Raw genomic sequence first — 23,402 nt, 5'->3', positions numbered from 1 at the left:
ATAAAAACAAATATTGTGTAAGACATCTTTGGAAATAGATGATAATATACAAATATGAAATTGATAATTATTATCAATAAAATTGTTATAATATATAGTAGATGAATTTAAAATGTATTCTCAATGAAGATTGAGTGAATTTTATTATAACATATTGACATTTAAAAAGTCTACATCTGATAAGTGGGGGAAATACATGAAGAAGAGATATTTGTTCTTAATACTTATTGTATTATCGATAGCATCTATATTCATAGGTGTAAGTAGCATAAGTATAAAAGATATATTTGAATTAAATATAGATAAATTAGAAGTTATTTTTATAAGTAGACTACCAAGACTTATTGCAATAATAGTTGCAGGGGTAGGACTTAGTATAAGTGGTCTTATAATGCAGCAGATTAGTAAAAATAAGTTTGTATCGCCAACAACGGCAGCAACAGTAGATTTTGCAAAGCTTGGGATTCTATTCTCAATGGTGGTGTTAACATCAGCAACTACTATGCAGAAGATGATTACAGCATTTATATTTGCAGTAGTCGGAACGATGATATTTATGAAGATGATAAAAGCTATTAAGCTTAAAAATATAATATTTGTACCACTAGTTGGGATGATGCTTGGTAAGGTAGTTGGTTCAATTACCACATTTATATCTCTAAAGTACGACTTAGTACAAAATGTAACCTCTTGGATGGAAGGTGACATGTCATTAATTATGAAAGGTGGATACGAGCTGATTTATTTAAGTATTCCAATGGTAATATTAGCATTTCTTTATGCAAATAAGTTTACAATTGTTGGGATGGGAGAAGAGTTCTCAATAAACCTTGGACTTAATTATAACTTTGTAGTTAATGTAGGGCTTGTAATAGTTGCTTTAATATCAGCAGTTACAATTATAACAGTAGGAAACATTCCGTTTCTAGGGTTAATAATACCTAATATAGTAAGTCTTTATAGTGGAGATAACTTAAAGAAGACTTTATATCACACAGCATTACTTGGACCAGTATTTTTATTAATCTGTGATATTTTAGGAAGAATAATAATTTTCCCATTTGAAATATCAATAGGGATGATGGTTGGAGTAATTGGTAGTGCAATATTCCTTTATATGATTATAAGGGGGACTAAAGATGAAGAATAATAAAAAATTAATAATATTATCGATAGTAGCTGTAGCACTTATAGGATTGTTTTTAACGATAGGTGTAAATAGTGCAAACTATCAATATGCGATGTATAGAAGAATACCTAAGGTAATAGCAATGGTTTTAACTGGAGCTGCAATAGGATTTTCATCATTAATATTCCAGACAGTTACTAATAACAGGATATTAACACCTAGTATTCTAGGATTAGATTCATTATATGTACTGCTTCAAACTACAGTAGTATTTTTACTTGGATCATCATCAGTGCTTATAACTAATGGAAATATAAACTTCATTATTACAATAGTAGTTATGATAGCTTTTTCAGCAGTACTTTATAAGTTTGTATTTAGAAAAGGAACAAAAAATATATTTACAATACTTTTAATAGGAGTTATCTGCGGAACGCTTTTTGAAAGCTTAACAAACTTTATGCAGGTTCTTATCGATCCAACAGAGTTTTTAACAGTTCAAGATAAGATGATGGCGAGCTTTAATAATGTAAATACAGATATAATGCTTCTTGCAAGTATAGTGATTATTCTTTCAATTGCTTACTGTTATGATATCGTCAAGGTGTTAGACGTAATGTCTCTTGGAAGAGATGAGGCTATAAGCTTAGGTGTTGATTACGATAAGATGTCTAAGAAGATACTTGTTATAGTGGTAATACTTACATCAGTATCAACGGCTTTAGTTGGACCTATAACATTCTTAGGACTTTTAGTAGTAAACATAGCAAGACAGATGATAAATACCTATAAGCATGAAGTGCTTGGATTAGCAACGATAATTATAAGTGTTATAGCTTTGGTAGGTGGACAACTTATAGTAGAACAATTATTAGATTTTGGAACTTCAGTAAGTGTAATTATAAACTTTATTGGAGGAATATACTTTATTTACTTAGTTATGAAGGAGAGAAATAGATGATAGAAGTTAAGAATATAACCAAAGCTTATGGTAATAAAAAAGTAGTTGATAATGTCTCTCTTAAAATAGAAGAAGGTAAGATTACATCTTTTATAGGTCCTAACGGAGCAGGTAAGAGTACATTATTATCAATAATAAGCAGACTTATCAAAAGAGATAGCGGAGAAGTTCTTATAGATGGTAAGGATGTTTTAGAATGGGACAACAAGGAATTAGCTAAAAAAGTGTCTATCTTAAGACAGACAAATAATATAAACATAAGATTAACTATTAGAGAACTTGTAGAGTTCGGTAGATTTCCACACTGTGGAGGTAACTTAAAGAAGGAAGATATAGAAAATGTTGACCAAGCTTTAAGATATATGCAGCTTGAAGATATTCAAGATAAATATTTAGATGAATTAAGTGGAGGACAAAGACAAAGAGCTTATATAGCTATGGTTATTGCTCAAAATAGTGACTATATATTCTTAGATGAACCACTTAACAACTTAGATATGAAGCATTCTGTAGAGATAATGAAGATACTTAGAACTCTAACGGATGAACTTGGAAAAACTGTAGTAATAGTTATCCATGATATTAACTTTGCATCATGCTACTCAGATAATATAGTAGCTTTAAAGAATGGTCAGCTAGTTAAGAATGGACCCGCTACAGATACAATCCAAAAAGAAGAATTAGAAAAAATATATGAGATTGATTTCCATATAGAAAATATAAATAACAGAAATATATGTGTGTATTTTTAAATAAAAAATAAGGGGGAACAAAAAATGAAAAACAAATCAATGATTATCGGGATAATTTTAGTATTATTAATTGCAGCAGGTATCACTATACCTAAGTTTGTAGGAGGTAACTCTGAACCTGTAAGCGAAACTATTACAATAACACATGAATTAGGTGAAACACCAGTAACAACAAATCCACAAAAGGTAGTAGTATTTGACTACGGTATATTAGATGCATTAGATAGCTTAGGAGTAAATGTTACAGGTGTAGTTCAAAGTGGACTTCCTGATTACTTAACTAAATATGCTGGTGAAGAATATTCAAGCATTGGTACTTTAAAAGAACCAGATATGGAAGCAATATTTGCATTAACTCCAGATTTAATCATAATTTCAGGTAGACAAGCTGATTATTATGAAGAGTTAAACAAAATAGCTCCAACAATACATTTAGGAATTGATAATGCAGATTACTTAGGATCATTCAAAAACAACATGGATATCTTAGGTCAAATCTTCGGAAAAGAAAAAGAAGTTTCTTCTAAAGTAGAAGAAATTGAAAAAACTATAGCCGAATTAAATGCAAAAGTTACAGAAAAGAACATAAACGGATTAATAACTTTAGCTAATGATGGTGCATTCAGCGTATATGGACAAGAATCAAGATTTGGTATAATCCATAAAGAGTTTGGTGTAACTCCAGTAGATACAACAATTGATGCAGGGACTCATGGACAAAAAGCTACATTTGAATACGTAGCAGAAAAGAATCCTCAATACTTATTTGTTGTAGACAGAGCTGCAGTTACAGGTGGAAATACTTCAGCTAAGGAATTATTTGATAATGAATTAGTTGCAAGAACAGATGCTTATAAGAATGATAACATTGTATACTTAGATCCAACAATCTGGTATACATCAGTAGGTGGGTTCACTTCAACTTTAAGAATGGTAGAGGAAGTTGATGCTGCTATAAAGTAGTGATTAATAAGGAGTAAAATCGCTTTTAAAATTTAACATACCTAAGTACAAATTTTTCAAAACAAAAATAATATACTCTATATAAAAAGTAGGTAGTTTTAGTTGACTGCCTACTTTTTATATTTTACATATTTTAATTTAGAGAGGTATAATAATAAATATTAACATATAGAGGAGTATATAAAAGGAATGGATATATTTAAAATATTAAATAATGACACTACTGGATTAACTGATGAAGAGAAAGCTTTTGCAGAAGGTTTTAACTATGATTTAAGAGAAAAGATAATGGCTGAGTTAGTTGAACATGAAATTAATGAGTTTATTAAAGAGTTAAAAGAAGATATAGACGGGTTTAAAGAAAAAGTTGAAAATATATTTGTAAATGGGAAAAAAGGATATAAAGATATGCCTACAAAAACGTTAATTGATATATATTTAAGTAAGATGAACGAAGGAGATTTTATAAACTTAATTGAATCTATAAATGGTTAATAATGAATACTTGAAATAAAGTGCGAAGCACTTTGGTGAAAAGTTTGACTTCGTCAAAGGGGAAAAGTCAGCTGAAGCTGAGGAGAAAATATTGCCTATGGCAATAGGGAAAAGATCTCTAATGAGATAAAATGCTTTTCTCGGATACTTATAGTATCATTTTCCCCTTAACGTAGTTAACTTTTCCCCGCTACGCTAGTAGCCTTTTCACTTCGACGAAGTCGACCTTTCACCTGTGAGCTTCGCTCGCACTTTACTTATGACTAATAATTAGATGCTCTCCGAGTTTAGCAAAAAAATCTGTAATAGTATTAATATATTCTTTATCATTAGTATCAAGAATTCCTAAAGAAGCTTGTATTGCAAATCCATCTAAGGCAGCTACTAAAATAGAAGCAACTATTTTTTTGTATTTCTCATTTTCAATTCCGTAGGTATATACAAACATATCAGAAGTTTTCGATATTATTGATTCGTAGGTTTCTTTATATTCATCTAATAATGTATTCTCATCAAGTAAAACATTTGCTGTAAGCAATATATGAAGACGTTGAGCCGTAAGATTGCTAAGTCTTTTTGAAGCTGCTACTTTTATTTCATCAATAATTTCAGAAGAAGGTTTTAGAGAATTTCCTTTATAGGCATTTAGGCTGTCAATAAAGTGAATATGCTTTGTGACAGCATCGTGAATTAATTCATCTTTATTTCTATAATGATGATAAATTGCTCCTGTAGTAATTCCAGCTTCTCTTGCAATTTCTCTAACAGTGGCTTTCTCAAAACCTTTTTGTAAAAATACTTTTACTGCAGCATCTATGATTTTTTCTTTTTTTATAATAGCTTTACTTTTTAAATTTTCCATGTCCAATCTCTCCAATCTTAAAAGAATTATACCATAAACTTATAAAATTGTTAAATTATAACAAAGGTTGGTTTTAGCAAAATATAAATGAAGATAAGGGATTAAAAATAAGTTTATAAATAGTTTTTTAGGTATAGTAATTAATTTGCTATACCTTTTATTTATATTGTAATTCAATGTTTACAAATAGATTACAATAAGGAACTAAAAAAAACACTTTCATATACTGTAGTAAAAGTAATTTTATAATAATCTAAAGGTGGTTAGGTGATGAAAGGCTACAAAAAAATAATAGCACTATCCATTATTGCAACTTTAGTATATTCATATTTTACTGGAATTACGGTATATTCTTCAGATGAAATAACAAAACAAGAGTTTACTAATGTTTCAGAGTTACAGTATGAAAAAAAAGAAAATAATATATGGATAACAGGATATAGTGGAAATGAAGAAAAGTTAAGTTTACCAGAGAAAATAGAAGATACTGAAGTAACTAGTATTGATGTTAATGCATTTAAGGGCAGTAAGATAAAAGAAATAAAAATGCCATTCATAAAAGATATTGGAGAAGGAGCGTTTTTAGATGCAAGTACTTTAGAAAAAATAGAAGTATCAAATAAAGTGAAAATAAATTTAGATGCTTTTAAAGGGACAAATATTAATACAATTACGATTGATTATGGAGAAGAAGATATAGCTGATAAAACTATAGTTGATTGGAAAGATTTTGTTAAGAAGATAGACGGAATTAATTTAGAAAATGTACCTGGAAAATTTATAAAGAATAAGGATTATACTAAAAACTTAGATGATACTGTGGGACCAGTTATAACTTTAAATGGTGAAGCTGAAATAAATATAGAGATAGGATCACAGTTTGTAGACTTAGGTGCTATTGCTTATGATGAATTTGAAAAAGTAGATACTATAGTAACATCAGATAGCGCAGTAGATACATCTAAATTAGGACAATATATAATAACTTATAAAGCTATAGATAGTTCAAGAAATATTACAACTGCTATAAGAAAGGTAAATGTAGTGGATAAAGTACCACCAGAAATTATTCTTAATGGAGATACAGAAGTAGTAATTGAGGCAGGTCAAAAGTATGAAGAGCTAGGAGCTATAGGAATAGATAAGGTTGATGGAAATTTTAAAGCAACTGTATCTGGAGACGTTAATACAAATATTCCAGGAGAGTATATTTTAACTTATACAGCTACTGATAATTCAGGAAATTCATCAACTCTTACAAGAAAAGTGAAAGTAATAGATACAACAGCACCTGAAATAATATTAAATGGGAAAAGTGAAATGACAATAGAAGCAGGAACAAAATATGAAGAATTAGGAGCTATAGGAAAAGATATAGTTGATGGAGAACTTAAAGCGACTATATCAGGTGAAGTAAACACAAGTAAGGTAGGAGAATATAAATTAACTTACATTGTTACTGATAGTTCTGGTAATTCAGTAACTACAATGAGAAAAGTAAATGTAAAAGATACAAAAGCACCTGAAATAATATTAAATGGGAAAAATGAAATAACTATAGAAGCAGGAACAAAATATGAAGAGTTAGGTGCTACTGCAAAGGATTTATTTGAAGGGGAAAAGGAAGTAAAGATTAGTGGAAAAGTAAATATAAGTGAACCAGGAGAGTATACTCTAACTTATGTTTCTGAAGATAGCTCTGGAAATAAAGCAGTAGTTATAAGAAAAGTAAAAGTAGTAGATACAACAGCACCAATAATAATATTTAATGGAGATAAGGAAATAACTATAGAAGCTGGTACACAATATGTAGAACCAGGGGCTAGAGGAAAAGATGGAGTAGACGGTGCAGTTGAAGTAAAGATAAGTGGAGTTATAGATAGTAGTAAAGTAGGTGAATATAAAATTAATTATACAACAAGTGATAAAGCAGGGAATAAAGCTAGTGCAGTAAGGAAAATAAAAGTTGTAGATACAGTAGCTCCAATTATAACGTTAAATGGTGATAGTATACTAAGCTTAGAAGTAGGAAATAAATATGAAGAGCTTGGAGCAGTAGCAAAAGATAAGGTAGATGGAATTTTACCTGTAACAATTACTGGAGATGTAGATGTAAACAAGGCTGGAGAGTATATAATAACTTATAAGACTGTGGATAGTTCAAAAAATGAATCTACTACAACTAGGAAAGTAAAAGTTACTGAAAAGATAGTAGAAGTTGAAAATGAAGAAACAGTTAAAGAGAACAACTTTAATAATAAAATAATTTTTATAGTAATTGCTGGTGGAATTATTATTCTTGGTGGAGTACTTGCAGGAGTAATGTATTACTATAGAAAAAGAAAATAAATAAAATATAAAGATATTTATTAAATGATATAAGAAATGATAAGTTAGTAATAATATTTTCAAGAGGTTACTTGAAAATTATCTTAAACTATACAGTACAGATCAGATTTACTAACTTGTCATTTTATATTTTTAACGTATTTTTATATGTAATTATTAAGTTATTACTAAGAGTAATTAATCATAATTGCTTAACATATAGTAGCTATATAAATAAATGAGAGGTACTATATGAATAAAAAAGCAGAGAATCTTTTTGTAAATACAATTATTTTAACAATTACAGCTCTTATAATGCGAGTAATAGGAATTATATATAAGGTATACATATCTAATGAAGTTGGAACAGAAGGAATGGGATTATATAAACTTATAGGAACTGTTAGTTCTGTGGCTATAACAATTGCGGTTTCAGGAATAAGTACAGGTGTTACTAGAATAGTTTCAGAAGAAGTTTCTAGAAAAAATTACAGTAATATTAAAGCAATAGTATTTAAAGCGTGTGCTATATGTGGAGGGTTAAGTATAGTTGCCTCTGTAGTATTATTTTTATTTTCTGAAAATATAGCTTTATTATTTTTAAAAGACGAGAGAGTTGTGATATCCCTTAAGATAGTAGCTATAAGTATTCCCTTTATTTCAATATCATCATGTATAAAAGGATATTTCTTCGCGGTAAGAGATATTTTTATACCTATTACTTCACAATTTGCAGAACAGTTTATAAAAATAACTGTAGTTGTTGGATTATTAAGTTTAGTTATGCCACGTGGGTTAGAGTATGGATGTGCAGTACTTGTACTAGGAACAGCTATTAGTGATATTTTTTCTTGTATTTACGTTTTTATATCTTATAAATTAGAAAAGAAAGAAAATAAAAACTTTAATGTTATAAAAGAGAAAAGCGGAGATTTATTAAAAAGATTATTTAATATAGCATTACCTGTAGCAGGAAGTTCTTATATTATGTCAGCCTTTAGATCAGTAGAGATGATATTAATACCTGCAAGCCTTGTAAAGTTTGGTATGTCTACAAAAGAAGCAGTCAGTGTTTTAGGAGGCGTAATGGGAATGGTTTTTCCTATAATATCATTTCCAGCAGTATTATTAATGTCATTAGGAAGAGTCTTAATACCAGAGATTTCAAGAGCAAAAGCTATAAATAACAATGAAAGAGTAAATAGTTTAATTACTAGAAGTATAGGATTTACGTGTATTATAGGTATTATGTCTTTTTTTATATTCTCTAATTTTTATAATGAACTATCAATTTCTATATATAATAGAGATGATTTAGGAATATTCTTTAAAATGATTTCTATAGCTATTCCTTTTATGTATATAGATATGATTGTAGGCGGAATATTAAATGGATTAAATCAACAGGTAAAATCTTTAGAATATCAGATGTTGGAGTCAGTTCTAAAGATTGTTCTTATATATACTATAGTACCTTTAAAAGGAGTAAATGGATTAATTATTACGATGTTAATTACTACAGTTTTTAGCTTTACATTAAGTTTTTTACGAGTAATTAAGGTAACAAATTTAAAAATTAATTTTAATAACTGGATTATTAAGCCTTTGATTTTTTCTTTTGTATCAATAATTATTGGAAGAGTTATAAACAGTGTATTAGGTGAATATAATCTAGCTATTGGTGTTGTTACAGCTATGGTTTTATTTGTTGTATTGATGATATATTTATTTTTGTTAAAGTTGTTTAATTGTATAAAGTTTAGAGATTAATGGATGATTCTGAAGTCAACATAGTTAAAATGTTGGGTTCAGAATTTTTTTGTTAGAAAAATTTTAGAAATACGATATTAGGTTGTAAGATTTATACTGTAATATTAAGTTAAAGGAAATAATGCTATAATTGATGTGATGAAATTTAAGGTGGTAGAAGATATGTGTAAGTATACTGTTTTGGTAGTAGATGATGAAAAAGAAATAATAGATGCAATAGAGATATATTTACAGAATGAAGATATAAGGATTTTAAAGGCTTATGATGGACTAGAAGCTTTAGAGATTTTAGAAAAAGAAGAAGTTCATTTAGTAATAATTGATGTAATGATGCCTAAAATGGATGGAATGAGAGCAACTATGAAAATAAGAGAGGATAGAAATATACCTATAATAATCCTTTCTGCAAAATCACAGGATACAGATAAGATTTTAGGATTAAACGTAGGGGCAGATGATTATATAACTAAGCCTTTTAACCCTTTAGAGCTTATAGCAAGAGTAAAATCTCAATTAAGAAGATATATGGCTTTTGGTCATTATAAAGAAGAGGAAGACTTAGAAAAGATTAAGGTTGGTGATTTAGAACTTGATAAAAGAAGTAAATCATTTCAGGTTAATGGGGAAAATGTAAAGATTACTCCTATAGAATATAAGATATTAGAGCTTCTTATGAGTAATGCTGGAAGAGTTTATTCAGCAGAGGCTATATATGAAAGTGCATGGGGTGAACCTTGCTTCTCAACAGATACTGTTATGGTTCATATTAGAAGAATAAGAGAAAAAATCGAGATAGATTCTAAGAATCCAAGGTATTTAAAGGTGGTATGGGGTATTGGATATAAGATTGACACAAATTAAAAAGGATAAAATTCTTATAAGAAGAAGTTTAAAGATATCAAAATTTATATTCAATATTATATTCATTTTAATCTCTATATTTATACTTAGTTATATAAAAGATAATAGACTGTTAGTTTTATCAATTATACTACTAGTTCATGTTAATATAAATTTGTTTATAAGAATTTTATTTAATACTTTAAGAGTAGGATTAACCTGGAGAAATATTGAAGAGTTTATTGAAGGAATAGAATTAGGTAAAGTAAGTATAGAGAATATCCAAAGCAAGCTTATAGGAGATGAGGATTATAGATATTTTCTTGGTAAGCAGTATGGGAAGGTAGCTGAAGAAATTAAAAACATATTAGATAGGGTAGTGAAATCTATAGATAATATAAATAGAAATGAAAAGATGAATATAGAGTTAGTTAATAATGTTACAAATAAATTGGACAAGCCACTAGAAAGCATTTTAGAAAATATAGAAAAGCTGAAAGAAGATAAGAATGACGAAGAGGCAATCTATAATCTCAAATATAGGTCTAATAATATAAAGTTATTAATTGATGAATTATTTGAGGCTGCAAAAGTATCAAGTGGTGATATAAATATATATACTGAAAAAATTGAAATATCTTCATTACTTAAGCAGGCTTTAATTGAATACAAAGATAAAATAGATAGTTCAAGGCTTGTTTATAAAATTAGTATTCCAAAGGAGAAAATATATATTAAGTGTAATGGAGAAAAAATGTGGAGGGTATTTGATATTTTGATTCAGAATACTTTAAAGCATTCTTTAGATGGAAGCAGGGTATATGTTGATTTATTTACTAAGGATAATAGGGCTTATATAACGATTAGAAATGTATCTAAGGAAGAATTAAATATTGAACCGGACGACTTAGTTAACATTATTAATAAAAATAATGAAGAGGATAGATCAGGACTTGCTCTTGAGATTGCTAAAAATTTAGTTCTTCTTCAAAGTGGAGACTTTGACTTAGATATTAAAGCAGATTTATTCAGCGTCATAATATCATTCGAAATCTATAAAGAGGAGAGTGAAAATGATGATAAGCAAGTATATTGAAGCAAAGAAGTTCTGTAGAAGATGGGTAAGTAATGAGGAGGCTAATAAATTTAAGATTATAAATGAAAGAGTACTTATAGAAACTTGGCTTGGAAGAGTTCTGTTAATAATAAATTACTTTGTGGTAAGAAAACTTGTACATACTACTGGAGATAGATTTTTTCCAAGATATGATACAGAGGCTAGCAAGTATATAGTTCTTTTAACATGGGTAGTATTTGCAATAATAACTTTTATATCAATAGTTCAGCTTGTAATAAAAAATAAGGTATATACAACTGATTCAAAGATTAGTTATGAAAAGATAACCTACTATAAATATAGAATTATTAATAGTTTAATCAGAGTATTTATATTGGTTTTATTTTATATGACTTTATATCAGATATTATTTCAGGTTACTATGGAGGAAATTGACATAAAGAGAACAATACTTTGGTGGATTATTGTAGTTAATATAGTAATACTTATTTATTTGGGCTTTATAGTAGCAAAGAACTATTTTAAAGGAGTTGTACTTTCATCTACTTTAGAAGAGATAGTGGGAGATGAAAATTATGATTTGTCCTCATTAAAGAAAAAGATTGAAGAAAAAAGAAGTAAAATAAATGAAATTAACTCTAGTGATTTAAGTATAACATTTAATGCTATAGAAGATTTAATGAATATTGCAGAAAATACAGGAATTATAGAAAAAAGCTCTTTTATAAGTAAGACTGAGCTTATAACTAATGTATCTCATGATTTAAAAACTCCATTAACATCAGTAATTAATTATGTTAATTTCTTAAATAATGAAGATTTAACTGAGGTTAAAAGGGATGAATATATAGATATATTAGAGAGGAAGGCATTGAGTTTGAAAAATTTGGTTGATGATTTAAAGGATTCTTTAGGAACAAATACAGGTGAAGTAAAGCTAGAATTTATTGAAATGAGAGTAGATAAGTTATTAGAAAAGGCCCTTTTTGAATTTAAAGAGAGAATAGAAGACTCTTCCTTGAGATTTAATATATCTATAGAAGATAAAGAAATTAAGAGAAGTTATGCAGATTATAAGAAGATGACAAGAGTATTTCATAATTTAATTTCCAATATACTAAAATACTCTGCAAAGGATTCCGATGTATATATAAAGCTTGAACAAGAAGAATCAGTAGATTTTAGCAGAGGTTATTACACAAGAATAATATTTAAAAATACTACTGAAGATGAAATAAAAATGAATGGAGAAGAACTTTTGGAAAGATTTAAAAGAGGTGAATCTTCAATAAATACAGAAGGTTCAGGATTGGGCTTAGATATAGCAAATAGTTTGATGAAACTTCAGAATGGTGAGCTTAAGATAAATGTAGATAAAAATAATTTTATTGTTGATGTAATAATATAGGGAGGATTTGAGAATGAAAAAAGGGGTTAAGTTAAATAATGTAATATTTCCTATATGGATGATGTGGATATTTCCACCATTAGCACTGCTTGCTCTTATAGGTAATTTTGTTATAGATAGCTTAGTGATTTTAGTAGCTTTTGCAATATTTAAGGTGGTTAAGAGTACAGGGCTTTCTATGGGACAGTTATATAAAAAGAGCATATTTAAGGTTTGGATATTTGGATTTTTAGGTGATATAGTAGGAGCGATAATGTTGTTTGTAACAATGCTGATTTTAGAAACAGGCGAAGGAGCAAATGACATAATTTCAGCTATATGCTATAACCCATTTAGTAATATTATAGGACTTATAATAGTAGTAGCCGCAGTAGTATTAGCAGTATTATTAATTTGGACATTTAATTATTATATTGTATTTAACAGATTAATAGATGATTCTAAGATAAGAATGAGGGTAGCGATAACAATAGCTATTGTTACAATGCCGTGGACATATTTAATTCCAACCCAATGGCTATATAAAGGATTTTAAAAAATTTTAAAGTACATCATTTGCTATTTAATGGAGTGGTGTACTTTTTTTATAAGTTTTTATGGAATTGAATAGATGAATTGTGTAAAATAATAGTAAATAATGTAAAAGTAGGTTTAGGTGAGAACTGAAAAAGATTAGCTGTGGAAAATTGTATAGCTATAAGGAAAAAATATAACGAGATAAATAGGAGTGAAAAACAAATGTTTAATATGAAAGGTAAAAAAAGTTTGCTACCAACTGTATTACTTGCTTTATTCTTAATGGAGGTTTTTGCAAATGGTGTAAATTCTATTATAGGTATAGTTATTTATTGTGCTATGATAGTTTCTTTTATTGGTGGAGAGATAGTAGAAAGACTGAGAAATAAAAAGGGTGTAGAAATTAGAAATAAGAATATTATTGCTGAAAGTAGAAATGGCGATTATTATTTGGGGATATTTGTATGCTTAGCGATTGTAACTGTATATATTGTTATATGTGCGTTTATAAAAAGTAGTTCAGGTATGTTTGTAAGTATTAATTTAAGTGATAATCCAATAATTATAATTGGATTAGTAATACTATTAATTGCATATGGATATTTTTATTTTACATCAAAACAAGTTATATATGCTGAAGGTATAGTACTTGCTAATAATAAGTTTATAAGCTCAAGTGACTTTGTAGATATTGCTTTTAGAGAGACTCTAATAAGAAAGAAAAAATTAATAGAAATAACTATAAAGGATGATATCCTTAGTTATACAAATACTATAAGAATTAAATGCAAAGATGAAGAAGAATTTGAGAAAGTTGTTGTTTTAATTACAAGGGTTACAGGAATATTTGCAAAAAAAGTTTAAGAATTGATACTTTGCAAGATAGATATTTAGAGGGGATTAGAACATATGAAGAAATTGATTATTATTAATGGAGTTATGGGAGTAGGTAAAACTACTGTCAGTAAAAAATTATATAAGGAACTTGAGAATTCTTTTTGGCTTGATGGAGATAATTGTTGGGCTATGAATCCATTCATAGTTAATGATGAAAATAAAGAGATGGTTTTAAATAACATAGGCTTTATATTAAATAGCTATTTATCAAATTCAACTTCTAAGTATGTAGTATTTAATTGGGTTATTCAAAGTGATGACATTATGAATGAGGTATTAAAAAGAATTAATACTGAAAATATAGAAATCTATAAAATAACTTTAATGTGTACTAAAGAAGAGCTTATTAAAAGAATTGAAAATGATGTAAAGTTAGGCTTAAGAGATAGTAAAAATATAGAGAGAAGCCTAGAAAGATACGATATGTATAAAGCTATGGATACAATTAAGCTTGATACTACTGGAAAAAGTATAGACGAAATAATAAAAGAAATAGTTGAGCTACTGGAGTAGTGATGAAAAGGTTGTCATTATGTCAACCTTTTTTTTTATTAATAATCATCAATCTAGCCCATTTCTTTTAACGTATCTAGGGTTTCTTTAGGAATATCATCAATAGTACCTTTTTCAATAAATTTAATTTTATAAACAGAACATTGACCAGGATAGCTTTCTAGAACTGCAATACAATTTATATTGATTCTATCACCGTTTTCTAAATCTTTAAATAAATCTTCTTTTTTAGAATCATTACTCATTACTATAGGACACCCATACTCATCTATTATCATAGAATTATTTTTAACTTTTAAATATCTGCCAGTTATAGTTGAGCTTTCTGAAGAGAAACAACCTGTTATGAGAAGAAAAGATATTATATATGCAAAAAATAAGAAACATTTTTTTATAATAATCACCTCATTAATTTTGATATTTTATCCATTTATATATTAAGACTAAAAATATGTGGTAAATGTTCCTAAGTAGATTGTAAAATAAGTATTTTAATTACTACTATTGTAAGAATGTTGTAATAATGAAAAATATATCGAATAGTATATGATAAGAGTGAAAAAATTAGAACAATAAATGAGAAAATAATTACAAAATATGGTAAAATATTTGATAGACATAATTAAATTATAAGTTAAGAGGGAAGTGTTTTTATGAAGATTAAAAGAAGTATATTATGTTTTATTATAGCAGCAATAGCTGTTTTATCTGTTGGATGTTCAAGTAGAGATAATGATGATAAAGATCTATCATCTAGTATAGCTGATGCATTAAATCAGCAAAATGGGACAAGTTCTAATTTCTTTTGGGAAAATGGTATGACAGATGATACTATTGCTATTATTGTAAATAGGTATACAGAAGAGCAATATAAATCATTAGGGGAAACTACTAAGGTAGTACTTCAAGATGAAAGTAATGAAAAGTTTTTAATAGTATCAGCTGAAGATAATACTAATGTTGAAATATGGTCTGTAGACTATGAAAATGATAAGTTTGTAGAAAAAGAGCTAGAGTGTGAGATGACGGCTATTAAGAAAAATACAGTTGTAGAAGTACAAGCAAGTCGTTCAGAAGGTACTCCTACCTATAAAATTAAGTTTAGTAATAGTAAAGGAGAATTAGAATATTACTTAACTGAAAATTTAAAAGATGGAAATCCTAATATTGAATATTTAACAATAGATATTCAAAGTGATTCTAATGATGAAAATAAAACAGAACTTGAAAATAATGAAGCTAGTAATAAATTAACTATAGGAATGTTTATCCCAAATGGAGAATATGAGATTAAATATGAAGCTAGTGATTTAGTTTCAAATAATGATTATATAATAGGAAATGGTTCGGCATATCAAGTTGTAGGAACTAATGGAAAGGGACCTTATGTAAATGTATATGAAGTTAAAGAAAATGGTCTTTATAGAGTATTTACTGGAGATTTAACAGAAGATGAGATGGCTAATATAGAAACTATAAATTATCTTGATAAGAGAGATAATACTGAAGAGATACTTTTATTAAATGAACCTATAGCTGTAGGAACTAGATGGGAAGATAAAGAAATTGTTGAAGTTGGTGAAAATTTGAAATTAGGAGAATTAAGCTTAGAAGGAGCTTATGTGAAAACTTGGGAGAAGGAGACTATTAACGATATTGAATATGTGAAGGTATATTATTACTCAGAAGGATTAGGTTGTGTTCAACATAGAGTTTTAGAAGGTGAAACTGTTGTTGAGTATTCTATAGCTACAGAAATAATAAAAAAATAAGTAAAAATTAAGACAAAATTCAACAAATGAATGTTATTTTATGTATTAATTTGAATATAAAATTATATTACAAAATAGAAAAAAATAGGATATAATGAGTATGCGGCACGAAGGATAACTTCATATATTAAATATAAGTAGTTAAGTGGGATATAGGATGAAGACATAATAATGAATATAGGAACATATATATGGTTTAAGGACTTATCATAAAGTAATTATAGGACTACCTATAAAGTGTAGTTTAATAATAGTTTATGAATCAGTAACTTAAAAAAGATTATGGAAATTAAAATAGTATGTATGTTTATAAATTTAAAATTAATGAAACAATAATAACTTAGAGAAATAGTCCTAAAAACTATGTGGGGTTTAAAATCAAAGGAGAGGAAAGGGTATATGAAGTTTTTAGATTTATCTTATGAAATTGACAATGGTATGCCAGTTTATCCAGGTGACGAAGAGGTAAACTTAGAGAAAATATCAGATTTAAATAAGGATGGATATGAATCTATTACTTATTCAGGTACTATGCATGCTGGAACTCATATAGACGCACCGATGCATATGATAGAGAGTGATAAGTATATTTGTGATTATCCACTAGATAATTTTATTGGTAAGGGTGTATTACTGGATGTTAGAGGGCAACAAGAAATTAATTTAAAAGATGAATATTTTAAGTTAATAAAAGAAAATCATATAGTATTATTCTATACTGGATTTGATAAAAAGTATGGACAAAAAGAATATTATGAAAATCATCCTATAATAACTAAAGAGATGGCAGAATTTTTAGTTAGAAAGAAAGTGAAAATGGTAGGAGTTGATATGCCTTCACCTGATAGAAGTCCATATGAAGTTCATAGCATACTTTTAAACAATAATATTTTTATATTAGAAAATTTAACAAACTTAGAAAAGTTAATATACGAAGAAAATTTTTCGGTTTTTGCGCAACCATTAAAAATAAAGGCTGAAGGAAGTTTAGTCAGAGCGATGGCTGTATTTCAAGGATATTAGAATTTAACTATTGTAAATTTAAAAATTTTAGCTATGCCAAATTTGAAATATAACTTACTTAAAGATGAGTTTAATTAAATTTGGGGCAATGATGAAAGATTGATAAGAGTCAAGGCGGAAGGATTGCATTTCATGGCAAAAAGATAAAGCAAAGGTATTAGAGTCAGTATGTAGATGATTCTAATACCTTTATTTTTATATATTAATAGTATTATTTATTATTATGTGTGATACTATGAGTAACTAATAAAATAAACATTAATTATAAAATAGATTAGAAAGGTAGGAGTTATATGAAAAATACAAGAGTATCAATTATTATAGTAATTTTAGTAATAATTATTATAAGTATATTTGGATGTTCATATTTTAATAAGTCTGTAGAAAGTAAAAATGAGAATATTAAAAATGAAGAAGTAGATAATTCAAATACTGATGATATAGAAGGAGTTATAGAATTTTTAAGTGCTATTTCAGGAGTTAAAGCAATAGATATTGAAATAATAAATAATCCTGTAGGATTTAAAGGAAAGTTATTTGTACCAAAAGAGTCTATAGCAAATGGAGTAGACTATTATCTACAACATACAAATAACGAAAAAATGGAAGATTTAAAAGTAGATATAGGGGAAAATTTTATAAGTGTATATGTTAATTACAAAGTAAATAAAGTAATTAAGACACCGATAGAGGTGAGAATTAATCCAGTATTAAATGAAAATAAAGATCTTGTAATTAATATTGATGAAGTAAAGTTTCTAGATATAAAGGTTGCTGATTGGATAGTTAATTTGGCATTAAATAGTTTTGTTAAGGATTGGTTTCCAAGTGATAGTGGATTAAGTCTAGAGTTCAATAATGGTAATGTAGTTGTATATAAAGAAAATTTTAATGGAGTAAACTTAAATCAACTTTCTATAGAGGAAAATGGATTAAATATAGATGCAACTATTGGTATTGAAAAAATATTTAAAAAATAGCAAAAATTGTAGAAATAAATTGAATAAAAAGATATTTTGTGGTAAAATTATGTAAACTATATGGGGTAAGGGGATTTGATAACAATGATTTCAGCACTAGAATCTCTGTGCATTTTGATAATATATAATATATTAATTAACGAGAGAATATTTTATCATTTTAAACAGTATTTACTAATTTCTCTTAGTTTATCACTTATAGTAACCCCTATATTAGAAACAAATTTTAATGGAGGAGTACTAATATTATTGATAATATTTTTTTTATCAATAATAGTTAGTTGGATTGATAAAAAAAATAAATTTAAGATTTTTTTTGAGGTATGTATTGCGAATTTAATACTTATTATATTGCAGTTTATATCATCAACAGCTATATATGTTATTTTGGGAACTAATGTACATAATAATATTATTTTTATTCCAGGAATGATAATAATATTTGGTTTTATAATAGTATTTGGAAGAGTGATAAAATCATTTAAAATAAATCTAGAAGAAATTATAAATAAGCAACCTCAAATAAATATATTAGCAATAAATATTATTCTTGTTATTTTGATAGTGAAATTATTTTCAGTAAATTTTATTATAGAATTTAATATAATGATTCAAATTGTAATAATTATATCTTTATTAATAGTGATAAATTTTTTCTATTTTATTAGTGTATTAAAAAAGAATCGTAAAGATAAAAAGGAAGAAATAGAAAAAAATATATATCCATTAATAGATGACCTAATGAATAAAATGAGAGCTAGAGAGCATGAGTATAAAAATCACTTGAATATGCTTTATTGTATGGTTCAGGTATGTAATGAAAGTGAATTAAAGGAAAAGGTAAAGGATTATGTTGGAAGTATAACTTCTAGCGAGGATGAATTAAATAAAATATCAAGAATAGAAAATACTATTATAAAGGCTATTATTTTTAGTAAGGTGCAATTAGCAGAAAACTATGAGGTAGAATTTGATTATAATATTGAAAGCAGTTTAGAAAATATATCACTAGATAATTCAGAGTTAACAGTGTTATTATCAAATTTGTTAAATAATGCAATTGAGAGTAGTGTAGTATGCAAAGAAAAGTATGTAGAACTTGATATATATGAAGAAGATAAAGAATACATAATATATGTGAAAAATTCAATAGAATCTATAGATAAAAAGTTAGTAGAAAAAATGTTTAAAGAAAGATATTCAACTAAAGGAAGCAATAGAGGATATGGATTATTAAATATTAAGAATATATTAGATAAACATAAAGGAAAACTATATTTAAATGTAGAAGATGACTATATTGAATTTAATATAGAAATTCCAAGAGAAGCATAGAATCTGATTAAGGTATGGTAGTGATAAAGTCATTACTATACTTTTTTTGTTTGTTAATAAATTCTTTGAATATCTTAAGGTAACGATGGAAAGCTAATATTAGCAAATAAATAATTATTAAAGGATGATTTTTATGGAGGAGTACAAGAGAGAGTGGATTGGTAATTTGAGGACTGATTTAGTTGCAGGGATCGTAACTTGTATGGCACTTATACCAGAAGCAATAGGGTTTACAATTGTAGCAGGGGTTGATCCTATGGTTGGAGTATATTCATGTTTTACTATGTCTATTGTTACTGCTATATTTGGAGGCAGGCCTGGAATGATATCTGCTGCGGCAGGCTCTATGGCTTTTGTGCTTGCAAGTTTAGTTAGAGAGCATGGGGTAGAATATATGTTATTAGCAACTATATTGGCAGGTATATTTCAAGTAGTTTTTGGATTTTTAAAGATAGGAAAACTTCTTAAATTTATTCCAAAACCTGTTATGATAGGATTTGTAAATGCTTTAGGAATAATGATGCTTAAAGCTCAGTTACCACATTTTAAAGGGTCATATATTTTAGTTTTACTGGGTGTAATAGGGGTAGCTATAATATATTTATTACCTAGGATAACTAAAATAATTCCAGCTCCAATAGTATCAATAGTCATTATAACTCTTATCGTTTTTATAAGTAAAATTGATGTACCTACTTTAGGAGATATGGGAAAGATAACAACAGAATTGCCTAGATTTTTTATACCTAATGTACCTTTAAATTTAGAAACATTAAGAATAATATTACCATATTCATTTTCACTATCAATAGTTGGATTAGTTGAATCATTATTAACAGCTCAGTTAGTTGATGATATGACTGATACTAGAAGTAATAAAAATAGGGAGTGTGTTGGCCAAGGAGTAGCGAATATAGTTACAGGATTTTTTGGCGGAATAGCAGGGTGTGGAATGATTGGTCAAACTATAATAAATCAAGAGTATGGAGGGAGAGGAAGACTATCTACCTTAACACCCGGAACAGTTATGCTTATATTTGTAATTTTGTTTAATAAATTATTTATAAGAATGCCTGTAGTTGCATTAGCATCAGTTATGGTAGTTGTAGCTATAACAACGTTTGATTGGAATTCATTAAGAACCTTAGGAAAGGTACCAATACCTGACACTATTGTAATGATAACTACAGTTATAATAGTTTTGCTTACAAATAATTTAGCTTATGGAGTTATTGTAGGAATAATATTAAGCTCTGTATTTTTTACTTCAAAAACATCAAACGTTCAAGTTGAGAAGGTTGTAGAATGTAATAAGATTAAATATAGCGTAAAAGGGCCGCTATTTTTTGCTGTAACTACAGATTTTATAGATAAATTTGATTATCATGAAAAAGTAGAAGAAGTAAATATAGATTTTTCTAATGCCAATATTTATGATGAATCAGCGGTAGATGCAATAGATAAAGTTATAATGAAATTTACAAAGAACGATATTAAAGTTAATATAGTAGGAATGAATGATAATAGTAAAGAAATAGTAGAGAAAATTTCTGTTAATTTTAATAATATAGTATAGTTCAAATAAATATAGATTATAAGAATATGGACTAATCATTAAATATTAATAATTAGTCCATATAATAATTGTAGTTTTTTATATAAAAGTAATTAGAGAATAAAGTGTATTTTTATATTAAGAGAAATTTATAATACAGATGAAAATAATTTTGAAAAAGATTCTTTAATTTTTGCAGATCTACCTCTATTATTATAAGCTTCTAAAGTTAGTTGAGTTGATTTTAATATGTCCTTTTTAAATTCTTGTTTTTGCTCTTTAGCAATTTTTTCGGAGTAAATAAATGCATTAACTTCAAAGTTTAACTCAAAGCTTCTTGTATCCATGTTAGCAGTTCCAACTGAGCATATCTCATCATCAATTACCACTGTCTTTGCATGAAGAAAGGCATTTTTATCGTAATGATATATTTTTACATTAGAATCTAATAATTCACCAGCATAAAAAAGATTTGCCCAGTAAACAAAAGGGTGATCTCCTTTTCCAGGAATCATTATTCTTACATCAACACCAGATAAAGCAGCAAGTTTTAAACTATCTGAAATACTTTTATCTATGATTAAATAAGGAGATTGAATATAAATATAGTCTTTTGCTTTTTGAATCATTTTTAAATAACCTAATTTGATTTCATAATTATCACTTAAGTTAGGTCCGCTTGATAGTATTTGCATACCATCATTAGCAGGTTTTAAGTTGGATTCATCAAAAACAAGTATCTTTTCTAAATCAACTACTTCTTTAGTTGCATATCTCCAGTCTGCTAGAAATCTTAAATTTAAATCTTTTACTGCAGAGCCTTCAAATTTTATATGAGTATCTCTCCAGTAGCCAAACTTTTTATCTTTTCCTAAATACTCATCACCAACATTAAATCCGCCAACAAAGCCGATAGTGTTATCTATAACTACTATTTTTCTGTGATTTCTAAAGTTCATATTTAGATTAATGATTTTTAACCAAGAAGGGAAAAATTCACCAATTTTACATCCGGCATCAATTAATGGTTTAAGTCGAGTTTTATTAAGAGACCTACTTCCTACAGAATCATAAAGAAATCTCACTTCTACACCAGCACGAGCTTTTTCTTCTAAAATATTTAAAATTTTAGAACCTATATCATCACTTTTAAATATGTAAAATTCAATATTTATACTTTTTTTTGCCTTTTTTAAACTTTCTAATAATTCTTCAAAAAATATTTTTCCGTCTGAGAATAGTTCTATATTGTTATCATCTCTATAAGGAGAAAATTCAATAGCTTCTAGAGACATAATCATATCTAAATTTTTTAAGTTTTTATTAGTGCTTTTAAATAACTCTCTTTCTTTAATATAGTCATTATATATGTTAAATATTTTAAGTTCTGAATCTTTTACTCCAAACATATTAGCATTATTTAATCGTCTACCTACTAGTAAAAATGCAATAAAGCCAATAAAAGGTGCTAAATATAAAATTAGAGTCCAGGCAATAATACTATTAGCAGGACGTTTTTCTTTAAATACCATATAAACTATAGTAAAAAAGTTTATAAGGTGAATTAAAATAGTTAAAAATTTGAACATTTACTTTCCTCCTTAAAAGTTATGAAAACATATTTATTATATTATATGCTAAAATAAAAAATATAAAAAGCTAGCAAGCCTATATTCTAATTTTATTGGAGTTTAAACTACAATCTTTAGACTTATGGTAGTTTGTCGTAAGTATGAAAAAGGAATTGGATTATGTGTCCAATTCCTTTTTATACTTTATTTAGAACCTTTAAATTTTATTTTTTTAAAAATTAATACTAATGCTACTAATAGTAATGACCATAAAATAACTATATAGTTTGATGATACATTTCTTATTGCAAAGGACTTTCCTAGAGTTTTATTAGTCTCATCATTATATGATTCATTATTACTATTTGTATCTTCAGAAGTTACTAGAATTTCTGGATTAACTTCAGAGATTTCTTCGGAAGATTCCACTAATACCAGAGCATCAAGTATTTCTTCAGGATTTTTCACAGTAGTTTCTGGCACTTCAGATATTACTGTGGTTAATTCAGGTTTTTCTGCTGGAGCATCAGGAGTACTTGGTACATCAGGAGTTCCATCAGGTTTTTCTACTGGAGCATCAGGAGTACTTGGTACATCAGGAGTTCCATCAGGTTTTTCTACTGGAGCATCAGGAGTACTTGGTACATCAGGAGT

At 27.3% G+C, this 23,402-nt stretch carries 21 protein-coding genes and 1 pseudogene; 18 read left to right on the top strand and 4 right to left on the bottom strand.

Translation table 11 applies throughout. The features are described 5' to 3' along the window. Window positions 1-196 precede the first annotated feature (196 nt). The 5 genes from ARA56_RS12450 to ARA56_RS12430 all read left to right on the top strand — a co-directional run bounded on the left by ARA56_RS12450 (window position 197) and on the right by ARA56_RS12430 (window position 4,300). Window positions 197-1,150, top strand: coding sequence for an ABC transporter permease (locus ARA56_RS12450; protein WP_055267155.1), 954 nt, complete (start codon window positions 197-199; stop codon window positions 1,148-1,150). After that, a complete protein-coding gene (locus tag ARA56_RS12445; RefSeq protein WP_055267153.1) occupies window positions 1,140-2,090 on the top strand; it encodes an iron chelate uptake ABC transporter family permease subunit in 951 nt (316 codons plus the stop codon). The genes ARA56_RS12450 and ARA56_RS12445 overlap by 11 nt, the downstream gene beginning before the upstream one ends. Then, entirely contained in the window at window positions 2,087-2,842 is a 756-nt protein-coding gene (locus ARA56_RS12440) for an iron ABC transporter ATP-binding protein (RefSeq protein ID WP_055267151.1), read from the top strand. Before ARA56_RS12445 ends, ARA56_RS12440 begins: the two co-directional genes overlap by 4 nt. Before the next feature lie 24 nt (window positions 2,843-2,866). After that, window positions 2,867-3,805: a siderophore ABC transporter substrate-binding protein gene (locus tag ARA56_RS12435; protein ID WP_055267149.1), complete on the top strand. Its 939-nt coding sequence runs from the start codon at window positions 2,867-2,869 to the stop codon at window positions 3,803-3,805. Window positions 3,806-3,994: 189 nt separating this feature from the next. Next, window positions 3,995-4,300: a hypothetical protein gene (locus ARA56_RS12430; RefSeq protein WP_055267147.1), complete on the top strand. Its 306-nt coding sequence runs from the start codon at window positions 3,995-3,997 to the stop codon at window positions 4,298-4,300. A gap of 253 nt (window positions 4,301-4,553) precedes the next feature. On the opposite strand, the gene ARA56_RS12425 is transcribed toward ARA56_RS12430, so the two are convergent. After that, on the bottom strand, window positions 4,554-5,162 hold the full coding sequence (locus ARA56_RS12425; RefSeq protein ID WP_055267145.1) for a TetR/AcrR family transcriptional regulator: 609 nt from the start codon (window positions 5,160-5,162) through the stop codon (window positions 4,554-4,556). 270 nt (window positions 5,163-5,432) lie between these two features. Here ARA56_RS12425 and ARA56_RS12420 point away from each other — a divergent pair, with 270 nt between their 5' ends. The 8 genes from ARA56_RS12420 to ARA56_RS12385 all read left to right on the top strand — a co-directional run bounded on the left by ARA56_RS12420 (window position 5,433) and on the right by ARA56_RS12385 (window position 14,512). Next, on the top strand, window positions 5,433-7,511 hold the full coding sequence (locus ARA56_RS12420; RefSeq protein ID WP_055267143.1) for an immunoglobulin-like domain-containing protein: 2,079 nt from the start codon (window positions 5,433-5,435) through the stop codon (window positions 7,509-7,511). 231 nt (window positions 7,512-7,742) lie between these two features. Then, a complete protein-coding gene (locus ARA56_RS12415; protein WP_055267141.1) occupies window positions 7,743-9,260 on the top strand; it encodes an oligosaccharide flippase family protein in 1,518 nt (505 codons plus the stop codon). A gap of 162 nt (window positions 9,261-9,422) precedes the next feature. Further along, on the top strand, window positions 9,423-10,121 hold the full coding sequence (locus ARA56_RS12410; RefSeq protein ID WP_055267139.1) for a response regulator transcription factor: 699 nt from the start codon (window positions 9,423-9,425) through the stop codon (window positions 10,119-10,121). Next, window positions 10,096-11,196 (top strand): sensor histidine kinase, encoded by a 1,101-nt coding sequence (locus ARA56_RS12405; RefSeq protein ID WP_055267137.1) that lies wholly within the window; start codon window positions 10,096-10,098, stop codon window positions 11,194-11,196. The genes ARA56_RS12410 and ARA56_RS12405 overlap by 26 nt, the downstream gene beginning before the upstream one ends. Then, a complete protein-coding gene (locus ARA56_RS12400) occupies window positions 11,174-12,586 on the top strand; it encodes a sensor histidine kinase (RefSeq protein WP_055267135.1) in 1,413 nt (470 codons plus the stop codon). The genes ARA56_RS12405 and ARA56_RS12400 overlap by 23 nt, the downstream gene beginning before the upstream one ends. 13 nt (window positions 12,587-12,599) lie before the next feature. Continuing rightward, window positions 12,600-13,121 carry a hypothetical protein gene (locus tag ARA56_RS12395; protein WP_055267133.1) on the top strand — a complete coding sequence of 174 codons (522 nt, stop codon included), beginning with the start codon at window positions 12,600-12,602 and terminating at the stop codon, window positions 13,119-13,121. Window positions 13,122-13,324: 203 nt separating this feature from the next. Next, a complete protein-coding gene (locus ARA56_RS12390) occupies window positions 13,325-13,966 on the top strand; it encodes a hypothetical protein (RefSeq protein WP_055267131.1) in 642 nt (213 codons plus the stop codon). A gap of 45 nt (window positions 13,967-14,011) precedes the next feature. Then, the gene (locus ARA56_RS12385) at window positions 14,012-14,512 is read left to right on the top strand and encodes an AAA family ATPase (protein ID WP_055267129.1); all 501 of its coding nucleotides are present in this window, start codon (window positions 14,012-14,014) and stop codon (window positions 14,510-14,512) included. Window positions 14,513-14,565: 53 nt separating this feature from the next. On the opposite strand, the gene ARA56_RS16975 is transcribed toward ARA56_RS12385, so the two are convergent. Then, the gene (locus ARA56_RS16975) at window positions 14,566-14,916 is read right to left on the bottom strand and encodes a DUF3221 domain-containing protein (RefSeq protein WP_055267127.1); all 351 of its coding nucleotides are present in this window, start codon (window positions 14,914-14,916) and stop codon (window positions 14,566-14,568) included. 249 nt (window positions 14,917-15,165) lie between these two features. On the opposite strand from ARA56_RS16975, the gene ARA56_RS12375 reads away from it, so the two are divergent. The 5 genes from ARA56_RS12375 (at window position 15,166) to ARA56_RS12355 (ending at window position 21,198) form a co-directional block, all read left to right on the top strand. Then, entirely contained in the window at window positions 15,166-16,284 is a 1,119-nt protein-coding gene (locus ARA56_RS12375) for a hypothetical protein (protein ID WP_055267124.1), read from the top strand. A 399-nt stretch (window positions 16,285-16,683) separates the two neighbouring features. After that, entirely contained in the window at window positions 16,684-17,307 is a 624-nt protein-coding gene (locus tag ARA56_RS12370) for a cyclase family protein (RefSeq protein WP_055267122.1), read from the top strand. A gap of 293 nt (window positions 17,308-17,600) precedes the next feature. Next, window positions 17,601-18,287 carry a hypothetical protein gene (locus ARA56_RS12365; RefSeq protein WP_055267120.1) on the top strand — a complete coding sequence of 229 codons (687 nt, stop codon included), beginning with the start codon at window positions 17,601-17,603 and terminating at the stop codon, window positions 18,285-18,287. A 249-nt stretch (window positions 18,288-18,536) separates the two neighbouring features. Beyond that, window positions 18,537-19,622 (top strand): sensor histidine kinase, encoded by a 1,086-nt coding sequence (locus ARA56_RS12360; RefSeq protein WP_172675768.1) that lies wholly within the window; start codon window positions 18,537-18,539, stop codon window positions 19,620-19,622. A gap of 133 nt (window positions 19,623-19,755) precedes the next feature. Further along, window positions 19,756-21,198: a SulP family inorganic anion transporter gene (locus tag ARA56_RS12355; RefSeq protein ID WP_055267117.1), complete on the top strand. Its 1,443-nt coding sequence runs from the start codon at window positions 19,756-19,758 to the stop codon at window positions 21,196-21,198. 128 nt (window positions 21,199-21,326) lie between these two features. On the opposite strand, the gene cls is transcribed toward ARA56_RS12355, so the two are convergent. Both cls and ARA56_RS16825 read right to left on the bottom strand, forming a co-directional pair. Then, window positions 21,327-22,766, bottom strand: a complete 1,440-nt coding sequence (gene cls, locus ARA56_RS12350; protein WP_055267115.1) for a cardiolipin synthase — start codon at window positions 22,764-22,766, stop codon at window positions 21,327-21,329. 186 nt (window positions 22,767-22,952) lie between these two features. Beyond that, a pseudogene (locus ARA56_RS16825) lies at window positions 22,953-23,402 on the bottom strand (hypothetical protein); the annotation flags it as partial.

The organism is Clostridium disporicum, from assembly GCF_001405015.1.
GTDB classification, from domain to species: Bacteria; Bacillota; Clostridia; order Clostridiales; family Clostridiaceae; genus Clostridium; species Clostridium disporicum_B.
Note: the sequence above shows the minus strand (reverse complement) of the source record. Positions and strands in the feature narration are given on the sequence as shown.

Coding starts and splice junctions, on each gene's coding strand:
- ARA56_RS12450 (WP_055267155.1), top strand. CDS start 197: ATGAAGAAGAGATATTTGTTCTTAATACTTATTGTATTATCGATAGCA.
- ARA56_RS12445 (WP_055267153.1), top strand. CDS start 1,140: ATGAAGAATAATAAAAAATTAATAATATTATCGATAGTAGCTGTAGCA.
- ARA56_RS12440 (WP_055267151.1), top strand. CDS start 2,087: ATGATAGAAGTTAAGAATATAACCAAAGCTTATGGTAATAAAAAAGTA.
- ARA56_RS12435 (WP_055267149.1), top strand. CDS start 2,867: ATGAAAAACAAATCAATGATTATCGGGATAATTTTAGTATTATTAATT.
- ARA56_RS12430 (WP_055267147.1), top strand. CDS start 3,995: ATGGATATATTTAAAATATTAAATAATGACACTACTGGATTAACTGAT.
- ARA56_RS12425 (WP_055267145.1), bottom strand. CDS start 5,162: ATGGAAAATTTAAAAAGTAAAGCTATTATAAAAAAAGAAAAAATCATA.
- ARA56_RS12420 (WP_055267143.1), top strand. CDS start 5,433: ATGAAAGGCTACAAAAAAATAATAGCACTATCCATTATTGCAACTTTA.
- ARA56_RS12415 (WP_055267141.1), top strand. CDS start 7,743: ATGAATAAAAAAGCAGAGAATCTTTTTGTAAATACAATTATTTTAACA.
- ARA56_RS12410 (WP_055267139.1), top strand. CDS start 9,423: ATGTGTAAGTATACTGTTTTGGTAGTAGATGATGAAAAAGAAATAATA.
- ARA56_RS12400 (WP_055267135.1), top strand. CDS start 11,174: ATGATGATAAGCAAGTATATTGAAGCAAAGAAGTTCTGTAGAAGATGG.
- ARA56_RS12395 (WP_055267133.1), top strand. CDS start 12,600: ATGAAAAAAGGGGTTAAGTTAAATAATGTAATATTTCCTATATGGATG.
- ARA56_RS12390 (WP_055267131.1), top strand. CDS start 13,325: ATGTTTAATATGAAAGGTAAAAAAAGTTTGCTACCAACTGTATTACTT.
- ARA56_RS12385 (WP_055267129.1), top strand. CDS start 14,012: ATGAAGAAATTGATTATTATTAATGGAGTTATGGGAGTAGGTAAAACT.
- ARA56_RS12375 (WP_055267124.1), top strand. CDS start 15,166: ATGAAGATTAAAAGAAGTATATTATGTTTTATTATAGCAGCAATAGCT.
- ARA56_RS12370 (WP_055267122.1), top strand. CDS start 16,684: ATGAAGTTTTTAGATTTATCTTATGAAATTGACAATGGTATGCCAGTT.
- ARA56_RS12365 (WP_055267120.1), top strand. CDS start 17,601: ATGAAAAATACAAGAGTATCAATTATTATAGTAATTTTAGTAATAATT.
- ARA56_RS12355 (WP_055267117.1), top strand. CDS start 19,756: ATGGAGGAGTACAAGAGAGAGTGGATTGGTAATTTGAGGACTGATTTA.
- cls (WP_055267115.1), bottom strand. CDS start 22,766: ATGTTCAAATTTTTAACTATTTTAATTCACCTTATAAACTTTTTTACT.